This is a genomic window from Streptomyces nitrosporeus, assembly GCF_008704555.1.
In the GTDB taxonomy this organism is placed as follows: Bacteria; Actinomycetota; Actinomycetes; order Streptomycetales; family Streptomycetaceae; genus Streptomyces; species Streptomyces nitrosporeus.
Genome location: NZ_CP023702.1, coordinates 5,501,872 through 5,516,912 on the forward strand (window position 1 = coordinate 5,501,872; position 15,041 = coordinate 5,516,912).

Sequence of the window (15,041 nt, forward strand, 5' to 3'; positions counted from 1 at the left end):
CCTGCTCCCTGCGCCCGGTCTCCGTGTCCGGCTGAATCCCGCGCCGTGCCACCCGGTTGACGTGCCCGGTCGGCCTCCACGCCGCCCGCCCGGCCTCCGTGTCCGGCTGAACCCCGTAACTGCCCGGTCCACGCGTCCGGCTGCCCCCGCCACCCGTACACCGGCCTTCCGGCTGCCCGGCCGGCCGACCTCCCGAGGAACCCCGTGAATCTGCTGCTTCTCTCCAACTCCACCCAGTACGGCCGTGGTTACCTGGAACACGCGCTCGACACCGTCTCGGCCTTCCTGCCCGCGGGCACACGTCTGGCCTTCGTCCCCTACGCCCTCGCGGACCACGACACCTACACCGCCCGGGTGCGTGAGGCGCTGGAACCGGTGGGCGTCACCGTGCGCGGCGTCCACGAGAGCGCCGACCCGGCCGCCGGACTCGCCTGTGCCGACGCGGTGTTCATCGGCGGGGGCAACTCCTTCCGGCTGCTCGACGCCCTGTACCGCACCGGTCTGCGCGAGGCGGTGCGCGACGCGGTACGCGGCGGGCTGCCGTACATGGGAGCCAGCGCCGGGACCAACATGGCCGCGCCGACGCTCCGTACGACCAACGACATGCCCATCGTGCAGCCGCCGTCGTTCGGGACGCTGGGCCTGGTGCCGTTCCAGATCAACCCGCACTACCTGGACCCGGACCCGGACAGCACCCACAAGGGAGAGACCCGGGAGGAACGGCTCACCGAGTTCCTGGAGGAGAACGACGTCCCCGTGCTCGGACTGCGCGAAGGCACCTGGCTGCGGGTCCGGGACGGCGAGGCACACGTCCAGGGGGCCGCCCCCGCCCGGCTGTTCACCCGCGCCGCCCGGCCCCGGGAGCTCCCGGCCGGCTCGGACGTGTCCCGGCTGCTGACGGTCCGGCCGGGCTTCGACGTCCCGGCGCGGTAGGCCCTACGCCCAAGGGCCCAGAACCGTACGGGACCTCAATCCGATGTACGGGGCACCGGGCACCTGGGAGCATGACACCCATGGCTGACGCTTCCGCACGCCCCCGCACACCGTCGAGAACCCGCACCGGGGCTGTGGTCGCGGCAGCCTGCACCGGGCAGTTCCTGGTCGTCCTGGACGTGTCCGTGGTCAACGTGGCGCTGCCGTCCATGCGTGACGACCTGGCGCTCAGCACCTCGGGGCTGCAATGGGTCGTCAACGCCTACTCGATCGCCTTCGCCGGCTTCATGCTGCTCGGCGGGCGCGCCGCCGACATATACGGCCGCAAGAGGATGTTCCTGGTCGGCCTCGGCCTCTTCACCGCCACCTCACTGGCGGGCGGCCTCGCCCAGGAGGACTGGCAACTCCTCGCCGCCCGCGCCGGACAGGGCCTCGGCGCCGCCGTGCTCTCCCCGGCGACCCTCACCATCCTGACCGCCGCCGTCCCCGAAGGCCCCGCGCGCACCAGGGCGATCGGCACCTGGATGGCGGTCGGCGCGGGCGGCGGCGCGGCCGGCGGGCTGATCGGCGGGGTCCTCACCGACGCCCTGTCCTGGCGGTGGGTCCTCCTCGTCAACGTTCCGGTCGGTGCCGTGGTCCTGGCCGGAGCGGTGCTGTGGATGGCCGAGGGCCGGGCCGGCGACCGGCGCCGGGTGGACCTGGCCGGGGCCGTGCTCGTCACGGCGGGGCTGGCGGCGGTGGCGTACGGCATCGTCCAGACCGAGGCGGAGGGCTGGACGGACCGGGCCACCCTGGTGCCGCTGGCCGGGGGAGCGGTACTGCTCGCGGTGTTCGTCCTCGTCGAGGCACGGACCGCGGCCCCGCTGATGCCGCTGCGGGTGCTGGGGGTCCGGGCGGTCGCGGCGGCCAACGTGTCGATGCTGGTCATGGGCTCGGCGACCTTCTGCATGTGGTACTTCATGACCGTCTACGCCCAGAACGTGCTGGGATACACGCCCCTGGAGGCCGGCCTCGCCCTGATGCCCACCTCCGCCGCGGTCGTCCTCGGCTCCAAGGCCGCGCCCCGGCTCATGGGCCGTTTCGGTGCCCGGACACTCGCCGTCGCCGGGGTCCTGGTCACCGCCTCGGGGTTCGGCTGGCAGTCCACGATGGGGCCCGACGGCACCTACCTCACCTCGGTCTGCCTGCCGGGCGTCCTGATGATGGCCGGCGCGGGGCTCGCCTCCACCCCGCTGGCCACGCTGGCCACCTCCGGTGCCGCCCCCGGGGACGCCGGGCTCGTCTCGGGCCTGGTCAACACCTCCCGGACGATGGGAGGCGCACTCGGACTCGCCGTGCTGTCCACCGTCGCGGCCGCCCGCACCGGGGGCTCCACCGGACCCGCGGAGATCACCGCCGGATACGCACTGGCCTTCCGCACGGCCACCGGGGTCCTGCTGGGCGGGGTGGTGATGATGCTGCTGTGGCTGCCGGGGCGCGTACGGCACATCGAGCACCCGTCGGAGCCCGTGGCCGGAGGCGGGGAGGAGCCGGGGCGCACGGACACCGTCCCGGCACGCCCGTCGGCGGACCCGCGCGGCTGAGGGCCGCGCGGGCGGTGGTGTCAGGCCGCCGCGCCACCGCTCCCGTCGGAGGGACGGCGGTGGCGGCCGTGCGGCCGGTCGGCGGTGTCCTCCGCCGACGCGCCGCCCCGGTGCTTTCCGGAGCTGTCGGCGCCGGCCCGTCCCGCGTCCGCCTCCGGCGAACGCGTCCGGGCCGTGTCGGTTCGGGCTTCAGGCATGGGGAAGTCACTCCGTCGTCGTCGCTTGTGTGTGCCACGGCCCGCCACCGCCCCCGGGAGGGAGACGTCCGGTGCGGTCCCCGCCGGCACCCGCCCGGCTCGGCTGCACAAGGGCCGTGGCCAGAGTTTATCCAGGCCCGGAACCCTCGGTGAGAGGCGCCTCGCCGAGCGGAACGGGCCTGCGCGCCGGAGGAGTCGAGTCCGCCGCGGACGGTTCCGTTCCGCCCGCGGCGGCCCGGCAGGGGGCGTCCGCGGGAGCTCCGCACGGGTCGTCCGTGAGGGCTCTGTACGGGGCGTCCGCGGGGGCCGGGAGGAGTGCCACGGCGCAGGGGGTGTCCCCGTCGGCGTACGGCAGATGAAGGACGCCCTCCCCCGACCAGAAGCCCGAACCGGTCAGCCACCCGGCGGGCGGTGCGACATGGTGCAGCCTGCGGCCGGCCGGGCGCCAGATCCCCACCCAGCTGTCCGACGCCCCGTCGACCCGGAGCGCCACCGCGCAGCCCTCAGGCATGAGGGCCTGCCCCGGCTGCACCGCGAACGGCGTCAGCGTCACGCCGGGGACGCGCAGGCACTCCGGGAAGCGCACCGGCAGGCAGCTGCCCAGGACCCCCCAGCCGAGCCGGTCCTCGCCGGGCGCGTCCGAACCGATCAGCAGCAGGCCGCTGTCCGGATCGGCCAGCAGCAACCGGTCGTCGCTGTCCGGCGTGATCTGCAGCAGAGGCGTCACCTCGCCGCGCCCCAGGTCCACCGCGACGGCCTTCACCGGGCCACCGCCCGGCAACCGCCGGTCCAGGGCGAGCAGCCGGCCGGCGCGGTCCAGCCAGGCGCCGCCCGAACAGCGGCCCGGTACGTCCGCGACGTGCTCGGGGCCGTACCGCCCGCCCGCCACCAGCCATACGGAGCTGGTGTGTTCACCGGGAACCAGGGCGTAGGCGCTCATACCGTCCGGAGGCGGCGGCAGCAGGACCAGTTCCGCGCAGACCAGATCACCCAGCGGCAGTTCACCCGTGCCGGGGCCGGTCGGGTAGAGCAGCGAGAAGGTGTGCCGGCCGGCCACCCGGCGGCGGATCAGCACCCGCCCGTCGGACAGCGGCAGCACGTCCGAGGCCGCCTCCTCCGGCCGGTCCAGCGGAAGGGACACGGCATAGGGCTCCGGCCCGTCGAGCGTCCAGCGTTCCGCGAACCAGGCCGGCCCGGACCCGTCGTCCGTACCGGCCGCCACGGAGGCCGCGGTGAGGCGCGCGGCGTAGGTGTGATCGGCCGTCACGGCCAGGGAGGGCGGCACCCGGCGGGCGGGCCGGCCGCCCCCGCCCGCCGCCGTGTCCCGGGAGAGACCCGCCGGGGGCACGAGGCTCCGGCCGCTGCCCGTACGGAGGGAGGAGGGGGAGGGGACGGGGGCGGGGGCCTGGCGGACGCCGGGCGGGACGTGGGCTCCGGTGGAGGGGGCGTCCGTTCCGGTGGGCGTACCGGCGGTTCCGGCGGACGGGACGCCGGCCTCGTTCCCGTTTCCACCGGCCGGTGCCGGCCCGTCGGCAGGCAGGGGCGCGCCGACCGAGACCGTCCCGCCGGGGGCGAGGAAGCCGACCCGCAGGGCGCTCCCGCCGTACGACGTGATCCCGCCGGACACCGGGGCCACGGTCACCCGGAACCGCCCGCTCCCGGGGGCCGGCGGGGTCCCGGGCCGCCCACCCGCCCCGCCGGCCGCGTCCGCGGCGCCCGCCACGGACGCACCGGGCCGCCCGGGAGCGCCGGGGGGAGCGGACGGTACGGGAGGAGCGGACGGTGTGGGGGGAGCGGACGGTGTGGGGGGAGCGGCCGTACGCAGGGGGCCGGGCGCCGCCAGGTCCCCGTTCCGCACCGGTCCGGCGCCGGGTTTCTCGGGTTCCGCCGGTTCCGCCGGCCCGGCCGTCTCCGCGGGGCCGGGCGGGGAACCCGCTGTCGCGTCACCCCCGGCGACCCCGGTGGTCTCCTTCTCGATCGCACAGGCAGTCATGGTGCGGTCACCTCCGGCAACAGAAGCTAGATTTCGCGCTTCCAGCCGGACAACACCACCTTCTGCACTTCACACATAAGGGTGGCGATGTCCCGAACCGGCTGAACTGGCAGGGGCGAGTGTGCTGTAGATGACACGCGTGACTAAGGTGAGCCTTCCCTGAGTATTTCCTGTGGGATCCCTGAACTGGAGAAAGAAATGTCCCTTCGACGTCGCGGAGCCTCCGCGGTCGGGCTGGCCGTAGCCGCCGCACTCACCCTCTCGGCCTGTGGCCAGGACGCGACGGACGGCGCGGCGGGCACCGATGCCGGCGGTGACAAGAAGGCCGCCGTCGCCACGGGCGGCAAGGACTTCGGGGACGCGGCGAAGAAGACGGCGGAGTACGGCACGGACGCCGACGCCGGCGAGTTCCCCCGCACGCTCACCCACGCCATGGGCAGCACCGAGATCAAGACCGCGCCGAAGCGTGTCGTCGTCCTGGACGTCGGCGAGTTCGACAACGTCGTCTCGCTCGGTGTGAAGCCGGTCGGCTACGCGCCGAGCGAGGGTGACGCGGCCATCCCCTCCTACCTGGCGAAGGGGGCCGGCGAGCCGAAGAACGTCGGCACCATCAACAACCTCAACCTCGAGGCGATCGCCGCCCTGAAGCCCGACCTGATCCTCGGCAGCCAGCTCCGGGCGGCCGACAAGTACGACGAGCTCTCCAGCATCGCGCCGACCGTGTTCTCCATCCGCCCGGGATTCACCTGGAAGGAGAACTACCTCCTCAACGCCGCCGCGCTCGACCGTACGGCCGAGGCGAAGGCCGAGCTGGCCTCCTACGAGGCGGAGGCGCGGAAGCTCGGCGAGGACATCGGCCCCGACAAGCCGACCGTCTCCATGGTCCGCTACCTGCCGGACCGGATCCGCCTCTACGCCAAGGCGTCCTTCATCGGCACGATCCTCGAGGACGTCGGTCTGCCGCGCCCGGAGAACCAGCAGATCGACGACCTGGCGGCGGAGATCAGCCCCGAGAAGATCGACGAGGCCGACGCCGACTGGATCTTCACCGGTGTCTACGGCGACCCGAAGGCCACCAAGCGGGACACCGCCCGGTCCAACCCGCTGTGGAAGAACCTGGAAGCGGTCAAGGCGGGCCGGGCCAAGGACGTCTCCGACGAGACCTGGTACCTCGGCCTCGGGGTCACGGCCGCCGGCCTGGTCCTCGACGACCTCCGGGCCGACCTCGTGAAGTAGACCGGACACGGCCCGGCGGCCCGGAGGCCGGCCCCGTCACGTAGCCGGATGTGAGCCTCCGGTAACGGGCGGGCAGGTGTCCCCGGGCCGGTCACCGGGGGTTGTCCACAGGCAGGGACGCCGGGGCACGCGGGGCAGGTAGCCTTTCCTCCGTGCCCCGTCTGTCTGAAGTCATCGCCGAGCTCGACGCCCTCTGGCCCCCCGGACGGGCCGAGGGATGGGACGCGGTCGGCACGGTCTGCGGCGACCCCGGCGCGGAGATCGACCGGGTCCTGTTCGCCGTCGACCCCGTGGAGCGGATCGCCGACGAGGCCCGTGCCCTCGGCGCCCAGCTGATCGTCACCCACCACCCGCTCTACCTGCGCGGTACGACGACGGTCGCCGCCTCCACCTTCAAGGGCCGTGTCGTGCACGGACTGATCAAGCACGACATCGCCCTGCACGTCGCGCACACCAACGCGGACACCGCGGACCCCGGGGTCTCCGACGCCCTCGCCGGCGCGCTCGGCCTGCGGGTCACCGGCCCCCTCGTGCCCGACGCCTCCGACCCCGAGGGCCGCCGCGGTCTGGGCCGTGTCTGCGAGCTCGACCACCCCGAGACCCTGCGCGACTTCGCCGCCCGCGCCGCCGCCCGGCTGCCCGCCACCGCGCAGGGCATCCGGCTGGCCGGCGACCCGGACGCCACGGTGCGGCGGGTCGCGGTGAGCGGCGGCTCCGGTGACAGCCTGTTCGACGCCGTGCGCGCCGCCGGTGTGGACGCCTTCCTCACCGCGGACCTGCGCCACCACCCGGCCTCCGAGGCCGTCCAGCACTCGCCGCTCGGCCTGGTCGACGCCGCGCACTGGGCCACCGAATGGCCCTGGTGCGAGCAGGCCGCCGCGCAGCTCGACGCGATTTCCGACCGCCACGGATGGGGCCTGCGGGTCCACGTCTCGAAGCAGGTCACCGACCCCTGGACCACCCACCACTCTTCTGGAGCCCCCAACTGAACGCCGCGCCCGCCGACCAGATCCGACTCCTCGAAGTCCAGGCCCTCGACGTACGCCTCTCGCAGCTCGCCCACAAGCGGTCCGCCCTGCCCGAGCACGCCGAGATCGACTCGCTCACCGGCGACCTCGCGCAGCTGCGTGACCTGCTGGTCGCCGCGCAGACCGAGGAGAGCGACACCGCCCGCGAACAGACCAAGGCGGAACAGGACGTCGACCAGGTCCGCCAGCGCGCCGTCCGCGACCAGCAGCGGCTGGACTCCGGAGCCGTCTCCTCGCCCAAGGACCTGGAGAGCCTCCAGCGTGAGATCGCCTCGCTGGCCAAGCGCCAGGGCGACCTGGAGGACATCGTCCTGGAGATCATGGAGCGCCGTGAGTCCGCCCAGGAGCGCGCCGCCGAGCTGACCGAGCGCGTCGCCGCCGTCCAGGCCAAGACCGACGACGCGACCGCCCGCCGGGACGCGGCCACCCAGGAACTCGACGCGGAGGCGGCCGGTGTCGCCAAGGACCGCGAGGTCGTCGCCCAGGCCGTCCCCGCCGACCTGCTGAAGCTCTACGACAAGCTGCGCGCCCAGCAGGGCGGGGTGGGCGCCGCCCGCCTCTACCAGCGCCGCTGCGAGGGCTGCCGCCTGGAGCTGAACATCACCGAGGTCAACGAGGTGAAGGCGGCGTCCCCCGACACCGTGCTGCGCTGCGAGAACTGCCGCCGCATCCTGGTCCGTACCGCGGAGTCGGGCCTGTAATGCCCGCTGCCCGCCGGCTGGTCGTGGAGGCCGACGGGGGTTCCCGGGGCAACCCGGGCCCCGCCGGGTACGGCGCGGTCGTCATCGACCCGGACACGGCACAGACGCTCGCCGAGGCCGCCGAGTACATCGGCGTCGCCACGAACAACGTCGCCGAGTACCGGGGCCTGATCGCCGGCCTCACCGCGGTGCGGGAGCTGTTCCCCGACACACCCGTGCGGGTCAGGGTGCGGATGGACTCGAAGCTGGTCGTGGAGCAGATGTCGGGGCGCTGGAAGGTCAAGCACCCCGGCATGAAGCCCCTCGCCGAGGAGGCGGCCCGGATCCTGCCCGCCTCCTCCGTCACGTACGAGTGGATCCCGCGCGCCGAGAACAAGCACGCGGACCGGCTCGCCAACGAGGCGATGGACGCGGGCACGCGGGGCCGGTCCTGGGACCCGGCCGCCTCGACGGCCGGACCGGAGGCGCCGCGCACGCCCGCGCCGCCGGAGCCCGCCGGGCCTCCCGGGGACGCGGCGGCGGGAGCCGCGAAGGTCCGGGCCGCGATGGCGGCGGCCCGGCCGTCCGGAACCGGTCCGTCCGGGCCCGTGCCGTCGGGCCCCGCGGCCCCGCAGGCGGCGAAGACACCGCAGGTGGGCTGGGGCGCAGCCCCCGACCTCGGGGCGCCCGCCACCTTCGTCCTGCTTCGGCACGGCGAGACGGCCCTCACCCCCGAGAAGCGGTTCTCCGGCAGCGGCGGCAGCGATCCCGGGCTCTCCGGGACCGGCCGCCACCAGGCCGCCCGTGCCGCCGACGCCTTCGCCGCCCGCGGCACGGTCCAGGAGATCGTCAGCTCCCCGCTGCGCCGCTGCCGCGAGACGGCGCAGGCCGTGGCCGACCGGCTCGGCCTGCGCGTCGTTGTCGAGGAGGGCCTGCGCGAGACGGACTTCGGTGCCTGGGAGGGGCTGACGTTCGGGGAGGTACGCGAGCGTTTCGGCCCCGACCTGAGCGACTGGCTCGCCTCACCCGAAGCGGCCCCCACCGGCGGTGGCGAGAGTTTCACCGAGGTCGCGGAGCGCGTGTCGGCCACCCGTGACCGGCTGATCACCCGCTACGCGGGGCGCACGGTGCTGGTGGTCACCCATGTCACCCCGATCAAGACGCTGGTCCGGCTGGCACTGGGCGCCCCGCCGGAGTCCCTGTTCCGCATGGAACTCTCGCCCGCCTCGGTCTCGACGGTGGCGTACTACGCGGACGGCAACCCCTCGGTCCGGGTCCTCAACGACACGTCACACCTGAGCTGAGGGCCGCCCGCCCCCGGCGGGCCGGGGGCGGTACCCGAAGCGAGTCCCGGGCCCGGGTCATCGGCCTCCCGCGAGCGCGGACGCCTCACGGGCCAGCCGCTCCACCCGCGCCCAGTCCTTCGAGGCCACCGCGTCCCCGGGAACCATCCAGCTGCCGCCCACGCAGCCCACGTTGGGCAGGGCGAGGTAGGCAGGCGCGGAAGCGGCCGAGACACCGCCGGTCGGGCAGAACCGGGCCCGCGGCAGCGGCGAGGACAACGCCTTGAGATAGGCGGTGCCGCCGGCCGCCTCCGCGGGGAAGAACTTCATCTCCGTCACCCCGCGCTCCAGCAGCGCCACCACCTCGGACGTCGTCGAGACCCCCGGCAGGAACGGCACCCCCGAGGTCTTCAGCGCGCTCAGAAGGGTGTCCGTCCAGCCCGGACTGACCAGGAAACGGGCCCCGGCCGCGACTGCCGCGGCCACGTCCGCCGCCGAGACCACGGTCCCGGCCCCCACCACGGCCCGCGGGACCTCCGAGGAGATCGCCCGGATCGCGTCCAGGGCCGCCGGGGTGCGCAGCGTCACCTCGATCGCCGGGAGCCCGCCCGCGGTCAGCGCCCTGGCCAGCGGGACCGCGTCGGCCGCGTCCTCCAGGACGACGACGGGGAGCACAGGGGCCAGGTCCAGCACGGAGGTGGAAGCGGAAGCCCCGGCGGGGGCGGGGACGGAAGCGGGCGCGGCGGACGGCACGGAGGAGGTCATGGGGGCCATCCTGCCGCGCGAACCGCGCTCTACGCAACGCGCGTTGCGTATGCTGCAACGATACTGTGCCGTAGCTCAGTGGATCTCGGTGACCACCACGTCCAGGGACCAGGGCCGGCCGGCCCGTACCGGCGCCTGCGCCTCGACGACGTACCCCAGGTCGCGCAGCGCCTCCACCAGCCGGGCCGGGTCTTTCGGCCGGGCGCCGGCCGTCAGCAGGTCGCGGACCATCCGGCCCTTGGTCGCCTTGTTGAAGTGGCTGACCACCGACCGCTTCTCCACCCCGTCCACCAGCTGGGAGTGCAGCACCCGCACACTCGCGGTGCGCCCGGCCACCTCACCGGCGGGCTTCCACGCCGAGGTGTACGCCGACGACCGCAGATCCAGCACCAGCCCGTCCCCGGCCGCTTCCGGCATCACCGACGCCATCGGGGCCCGCCAGTACGCGCCGAGAGCCCCCAGGCCGGGCAGCTTCACCCCCATCGAACAGCGGTAGGAGGGGATGCGGTCGCCCACGCGCACCGCGCCCCACAGCCCCGAGAACACCAGCAGCGAGTCCTCGGCCCGCCGCCCGGCCGCCGCGTCCAGCGACGCCAGGTCCAGCGCGTCGTACAGCACCCCGGTGTAGATCTCCCCGGCCGGCCGGGTACCGGCGGTGCGCAGTTCCGCGTTCTTCGCGACCTCGCCGCGCAGCCCCTCGCTCAGGCCCAGCACCTCGCGGGCCCTGTCCTCGTCACCCAGACACAGTCCGACCAGCTCGTCCAGCACCGCGGCCCGCGCCTCGGCCAGCCCCGGTAGGGACAGCCCCTCGGCCTTCAGCGGCGCCCCGCGCCCCGGGGCGGCCTTTCCTTCGGAAGGCGGCAACAGCACGAGCACAGACGTTCTCCTTCGGACATGGCGTGATGCGTACGAGGGCACGGGGCCGGGCGGACACGGCGTACGGCCGGACAGGCGCGGGCCACCGGTCACAGGCCGGACCCGCGCACGCGAGAACCCTCCGCCCAGGGTACGGGCCACGGGTGAGGCCCCCCGCCCCCGCCGGGTAGCATGGGCGGCACGGCAGACGAGCCGGGCGGACGGCCGCGTGGGGATCCCCGGATCCCCCCGAGGAACGTCCGGGCTCCACAGGGCAGGGTGGTGGCTAACGGCCACCCGAGGCGACTCGCGGGACAGTGCCACAGAAAACAGACCGCCGGGGGCCTCGGCCCCCGGTAAGGGTGAAACGGTGGTGTAAGAGACCACCAGTGCCCAGGGTGACCTGGGCAGCTAGGTAAACCCCACCCGGAGCAAGGTCAAAAGGGAGCACCCCGGTGCTCCTGCGCGGACGTTCGAGGGCTGCCCGCCCGAGTCCGCGGGTAGACCGCACGAGACCGGCAGCAATGCCGGTCCTAGATGGATGGCCGTCTCCCCGGCCGCCGCGAGGCGACCGGGCGACAGAACCCGGCGTACAGCCCGACTCGTCTGTCGTCTAAGACCCATGACTAGGAAAACATGCTGGTCATGGGCCCTTTCGGCCAGGTTAGGAGCTTGGTCGCACCCCGGTCAGCACTGGTTCAAACCGGACCTTGGTAGCTACGAACATAGCCACCAAGGTAGCCACCCACGGGGCCGCTGTGGGCACTCGTTCTGATCACTGGCCAGCGGTGATTCTCTGCGGACTACAGTCCGGCTGGCCCGAACGTGAGACACCTGAGGACCGTAGCCGGGGGGTGGGAAGGGACGTAAAGGAGCCAGCCGGGGTGGCGAGAACTGGGGACGTGTAAGCCGGACGCTGGAACTGCGCGTTACGATCCCCCTGAGCCTGGCTCGGTGTGGTGGCAGGCGGTTCGGGGGAGTGGATGACATTCGCACAATCAAGGCGGGTAGATTTCCCGTCTTCGGCGCGATCGCCGCGGCTGGCGATTCTGCGCCCTGACAAGGACTTTCTTCGTCTACTCAAAGCCGATCGCACCAAGGAGAGGTCCTACTCCCAATCCTGCCGTGACTGGCCCGAGGTCAAGTCACACCTCGCAATCCTGCTTGCCCCTGCTGACCAGCGGGGTGAGGAAGGCAGCGGGGAGCAACCGGAGCGGATCTGGGGGTTGGGTATCGTGCGCCCTGCTCGTGAGACCGACCGAGACCGGAAGGTCATCGTCACCAGTACGCGAGGTCTTCAAGGCCTGGTGCCTGCCTCAGGGCTCTGGTGCGGTGGCGGCGAGCGAGACGCCGCACTCTACGAGGCCTTACCGGAAAGCGGTCCTGTCACGGTCGGCTCAGACACCGTGTTGGCCAATCTCCGGCGGATCTCTCCGGACGTTGAGGCCGAAGTCCAGAGACTGATGCCTTTGCTCGACGACGCCGAAGGCTGGAGCGAGGGGGAGCTTCGCTGGCGTGATGAGCGTGACGCTCTTCTGCTCTTCGCCAAGATAGCCGGGTTGGCCCCGAACGACTTCTCGGAGGTACGTCTCTGGGACAGGACAGCTGCCGGGGCAGCGTTTATCAACGGGCTTGTCGGGACTGCGGTCCAACCGATGCTCGACGACGTTCGCGGGCGGGCAGCGACGAGGTTCAGCGCCATCGGTGAGACCGTCGTCCGAGCGTTTGCGAGTCGCGGAGGTAACCGAAGCTATGACTTCGAGGCCACGTCGATAACCGATCAGTCGGTGCTGGATGGTCGGGAGGGCTCCCTCGACGCCTACTACTACCACGTCGACACTCGGACGCTTGTCATGCTGCGTTACGTGCGTCCCGGCCCGAACGGGCTCTTCTCGCCTGACGCCCGGCACACTCTGGACGAGTTCCACAGCTGTGTTCACCGCCTGCCGAGACGCGACCGGCGGAGCGCCGACGCTTACAGCTTGCTGGATGACCCTCTCTTTCTCCGCATTCATGAGCCGGAGCCCTTCACTGCCGCTCTGCACCGGACAAGCTCCGGTGCGATCTACCCCTACGGCCAGGTCGTCGCAGCGATCTCGGCCGCGGCGGAACCCGGTCTCCCAGGCCCTTCCGTGGGCGCGTTCACCCGCCACCTGGTACCGACCCATTTCGCCCAGCTGGTGCGCGACGGTTGGTTCGGCGCGAGCGGGGTGCCCTTCGAAGTGGTTTTGGACTGGGTGGAGGCCACGATCGGCACAGCTGGTGTTGCTTTGATGGTTGTGGACTTCAGTCTTCGGCAGCGTGGCAACGGCTCAGGGATGAAGGCGCGGGCCTAGGCCATCAACAAGACACCAGTACTGGGAAGGCAACTATTCATGGCCACCTCGGGAGCGGACACACCTCGCCAGGTCACGCAGGTCCGCGAGCAATTGCACGAGACATTCGACGGAGTGATAGACGACAGCGACATCGCCCACTTCCGAGGGGGCAACTACGAACAGCGGTTCCTCTCCCGTGCCCTGGCAGCCCTCGCGGTTCGACGCCTGGCCCAGTGCACCGTGGCGGAAGCGGCTCGGTTCGTCACGGACGGCATCGCGGACCAGGGATTGGATGCCATCGCCCCCTTGCCGGAGAGCGGGCAGGCTCTTCTCGTCCAGGCGAAGTGGAGCGACAAGGGATCAGCGACCTTCGACGTGGATGCCGCCAAGGCAATGGTGGACGGCCTGAACCGCATCGAGAACGAGCTGTACGACCAGTTCAACCAGCGTGCCGGCGCCCTCGCGCTGGAAGCCAGGCCGTTCATCATCAACAAAAAGGCCACCCTGCTCATCGCGCTTATGGGCACGGTGGAGCCTTCTCCGCCGGCGCTCGAGGTTCTCAACAACGCTCTCGACGAGTTCAACAAGCACGGTGCCCGCTTGAGCGTCGAGGTGCTGTACGCCGCAGATTTCCACGACCAGATCCACGCGGATCTTCGACCGGAGCCGATCTGCCTAGACGTCCGCCTTGACGACTGGTACCAACAGAAGGGACCACTCAAGGCCTATCAGGGCACGGTCTCCGCCGAGAGCGTCGCCGAGTGGTACGAGACGCACGGTACGGGCCTGTTCGAGCAAAATCTCCGGGCCCCGCTCGGGACCACCGTCACCAACGCGGAGATCGGTCAGACCCTTACGTCCGACCCCACGAGATTCTGGCACCTGAACAACGGCATCACCATGATCTGCGACTCGCTCACGGCGAGGAACGACAGCGCCAAGGCACCGCAGAGCAAGCCGACCACTCTCACTGTCACGGGGGCGAGCATCGTCAACGGCGCTCAGACGGTACGTGCTGTCGCCAGGGCCATGCACGACGACGGTGAGGCCGCGGCCAACGCCACACTGAGTATCAAGGTCATCAACACGCATGAAGACCGGGAGTTCGGAGTCCAGGTCTCGCAGGCGGCGAACCGGCAGAATGCCATCGAGCAGCGCGACCACATCGCGCTGGAACCCGTGCACCAGGCGATCAAGGCCAACCTGCGCGCCGAACTGCGCAAGCAGTACGTGATCAAGCGCGGCGAGCCGGTGGCCGCGCCCGAGACCGGTTGTTCACTGGACGAACTCGCTCTCGCACTCGCGTGCCTGTACCCGGATGCGGAACAGGCTGCCCGGGCGGCCAGTTCGACGGAGAACCTCTGGGAGCAGGGCCCCAAGGGCAGCCACACTCTGCTGTTCAAACGCGAACCCTCTCCACAGAAGGTGTGGCGTTCCGTACTCACACTGCGAGCAGCACGGAGTGCGGTCTACGAACTGGGCAGCGGGCAGAACAGCCGTGAGGCAGCCACCGCGGAGCACGGTGGTTTTCTCGTCACCCACCTGCTTTTCCAGCATCTCGGCGCCACGAGCATCGATGACCCCGATTTCGACTGGGAGAGCGAGGTCCTGGAGAAGATCCCCGCTCTCGTACCGGATCTGGTGCGTCGGCTGACGCACCAGATCGTCACGCGTTACGGGCCACGTCCCCAGATCAGGACCGCCTTCCAGACCGTGGAGACGTGCCGGGAGCTCGCGAAGCATGTCCTCGGCGACCTGGCCGATGGTGTCGCCGTTCCTGCACCTCCCGTGAAGGAGCGCAAGCCGCGTCGTCCGAACACCGTGCCGCTCCTGGTGGACCGCCGTGTCATCAAGGACGGATCTCCTCTTCGGTACGTGGCCCAGACCGAGCCCGAGCGTGACGCCATGGAGGAATGGCTTGCCGAGGACGAGAGCCGACGCCAGGCGACCTGGGTCAATCACCGGACCAAGCCCATCCTGTGGGCGTACGACGAGCAGCAGTACTCGCCGTCCGGGCTGGTGTCGAAGATGTGGGCGGACGCCGAGTGGGACGAGCGCCCCGTGGCCAACCAGGGAACGGCTCGCTGGTTCCAGTCGGATGACCTGAGCCTGTGGGATCTGGCTCAGCGCATCCACAGTGAAGAGGCCGAGGACGAGGCCTGACGGCGTG

General features: G+C 71.9%; 12 protein-coding genes and 1 other RNA gene. 9 read left to right on the forward strand and 4 right to left on the reverse strand.

Annotation, left to right across the window (positions count from 1 at the left end; all coding sequences use genetic code 11):
- Positions 1-204 precede the first annotated feature (204 nt).
- Both pepE and CP967_RS24305 read left to right on the forward strand, forming a co-directional pair.
- Positions 205-933, forward strand: a complete 729-nt coding sequence (gene pepE / locus CP967_RS24300; RefSeq protein WP_150490004.1) for a dipeptidase PepE — start codon at positions 205-207, stop codon at positions 931-933.
- 71 nt (positions 934-1,004) lie between these two features.
- Positions 1,005-2,516, forward strand: coding sequence for an MFS transporter (locus CP967_RS24305; protein ID WP_229888237.1), 1,512 nt, complete (start codon positions 1,005-1,007; stop codon positions 2,514-2,516).
- A 20-nt stretch (positions 2,517-2,536) separates the two neighbouring features.
- Here the strand turns inward: CP967_RS24305 and CP967_RS34135 are convergent, their stop codons facing one another.
- Positions 2,537-2,713, reverse strand: coding sequence for a hypothetical protein (locus CP967_RS34135; protein WP_167535433.1), 177 nt, complete (start codon positions 2,711-2,713; stop codon positions 2,537-2,539).
- Positions 2,714-2,840: 127 nt separating this feature from the next.
- On the reverse strand, positions 2,841-4,340 hold the full coding sequence (locus CP967_RS34810; protein WP_373300333.1) for a hypothetical protein: 1,500 nt from the start codon (positions 4,338-4,340) through the stop codon (positions 2,841-2,843).
- Positions 4,341-4,904: 564 nt separating this feature from the next.
- Here CP967_RS34810 and CP967_RS24315 point away from each other — a divergent pair.
- The 4 genes from CP967_RS24315 to CP967_RS24330 all read left to right on the forward strand — a co-directional run bounded on the left by CP967_RS24315 (position 4,905) and on the right by CP967_RS24330 (position 8,954).
- Positions 4,905-5,942, forward strand: a complete 1,038-nt coding sequence (locus CP967_RS24315) for an ABC transporter substrate-binding protein (protein ID WP_150490005.1) — start codon at positions 4,905-4,907, stop codon at positions 5,940-5,942.
- A 152-nt stretch (positions 5,943-6,094) separates the two neighbouring features.
- Entirely contained in the window at positions 6,095-6,931 is an 837-nt protein-coding gene (locus CP967_RS24320; RefSeq protein ID WP_150490006.1) for a Nif3-like dinuclear metal center hexameric protein, read from the forward strand.
- Positions 6,928-7,671: a zinc ribbon domain-containing protein gene (locus tag CP967_RS24325; protein ID WP_229888255.1), complete on the forward strand. Its 744-nt coding sequence runs from the start codon at positions 6,928-6,930 to the stop codon at positions 7,669-7,671. The genes CP967_RS24320 and CP967_RS24325 overlap by 4 nt, the downstream gene beginning before the upstream one ends.
- Positions 7,671-8,954 carry a bifunctional RNase H/acid phosphatase gene (locus CP967_RS24330; RefSeq protein ID WP_150490008.1) on the forward strand — a complete coding sequence of 428 codons (1,284 nt, stop codon included), beginning with the start codon at positions 7,671-7,673 and terminating at the stop codon, positions 8,952-8,954. The genes CP967_RS24325 and CP967_RS24330 overlap by 1 nt, the downstream gene beginning before the upstream one ends.
- Positions 8,955-9,011: 57 nt before the next feature.
- Here the strand turns inward: CP967_RS24330 and eda are convergent, their stop codons facing one another.
- Complete coding sequence (eda, locus tag CP967_RS24335; RefSeq protein ID WP_150490009.1) at positions 9,012-9,698, reverse strand: bifunctional 4-hydroxy-2-oxoglutarate aldolase/2-dehydro-3-deoxy-phosphogluconate aldolase; 687 nt, start codon at positions 9,696-9,698, stop codon at positions 9,012-9,014.
- A gap of 75 nt (positions 9,699-9,773) precedes the next feature.
- Positions 9,774-10,574, reverse strand: a complete 801-nt coding sequence (yaaA, locus tag CP967_RS24340) for a peroxide stress protein YaaA (protein WP_167535435.1) — start codon at positions 10,572-10,574, stop codon at positions 9,774-9,776.
- 188 nt (positions 10,575-10,762) lie between these two features.
- Here yaaA and rnpB point away from each other — a divergent pair.
- The 3 genes from rnpB (at position 10,763) to CP967_RS24355 (ending at position 15,034) form a co-directional block, all read left to right on the forward strand.
- Positions 10,763-11,162: RNase P RNA component class A (gene rnpB / locus CP967_RS24345), an RNA gene on the forward strand.
- A gap of 374 nt (positions 11,163-11,536) precedes the next feature.
- A complete protein-coding gene (locus CP967_RS24350; protein WP_150490011.1) occupies positions 11,537-12,889 on the forward strand; it encodes a hypothetical protein in 1,353 nt (450 codons plus the stop codon).
- A 39-nt stretch (positions 12,890-12,928) separates the two neighbouring features.
- Entirely contained in the window at positions 12,929-15,034 is a 2,106-nt protein-coding gene (locus tag CP967_RS24355; protein WP_150490012.1) for an AIPR family protein, read from the forward strand.
- The last annotated feature ends 7 nt before the right edge of the window (positions 15,035-15,041 follow it).

Excerpts from the sequence above, each read along its gene's own strand:
- CP967_RS24355 (WP_150490012.1), top strand. The coding sequence starts at position 12,929 with ATGGCCACCTCGGGAGCGGACACACCTCGCCAGGTCACGCAGGTCCGC.
- CP967_RS24305 (WP_229888237.1), top strand. The coding sequence starts at position 1,005 with ATGACACCCATGGCTGACGCTTCCGCACGCCCCCGCACACCGTCGAGA.
- CP967_RS24315 (WP_150490005.1), top strand. The coding sequence starts at position 4,905 with ATGTCCCTTCGACGTCGCGGAGCCTCCGCGGTCGGGCTGGCCGTAGCC.
- CP967_RS24350 (WP_150490011.1), top strand. The coding sequence starts at position 11,537 with ATGACATTCGCACAATCAAGGCGGGTAGATTTCCCGTCTTCGGCGCGA.
- CP967_RS34135 (WP_167535433.1), bottom strand. The coding sequence starts at position 2,713 with ATGCCTGAAGCCCGAACCGACACGGCCCGGACGCGTTCGCCGGAGGCG.
- eda (WP_150490009.1), bottom strand. The coding sequence starts at position 9,698 with ATGACCTCCTCCGTGCCGTCCGCCGCGCCCGCTTCCGTCCCCGCCCCC.
- CP967_RS24330 (WP_150490008.1), top strand. The coding sequence starts at position 7,671 with ATGCCCGCTGCCCGCCGGCTGGTCGTGGAGGCCGACGGGGGTTCCCGG.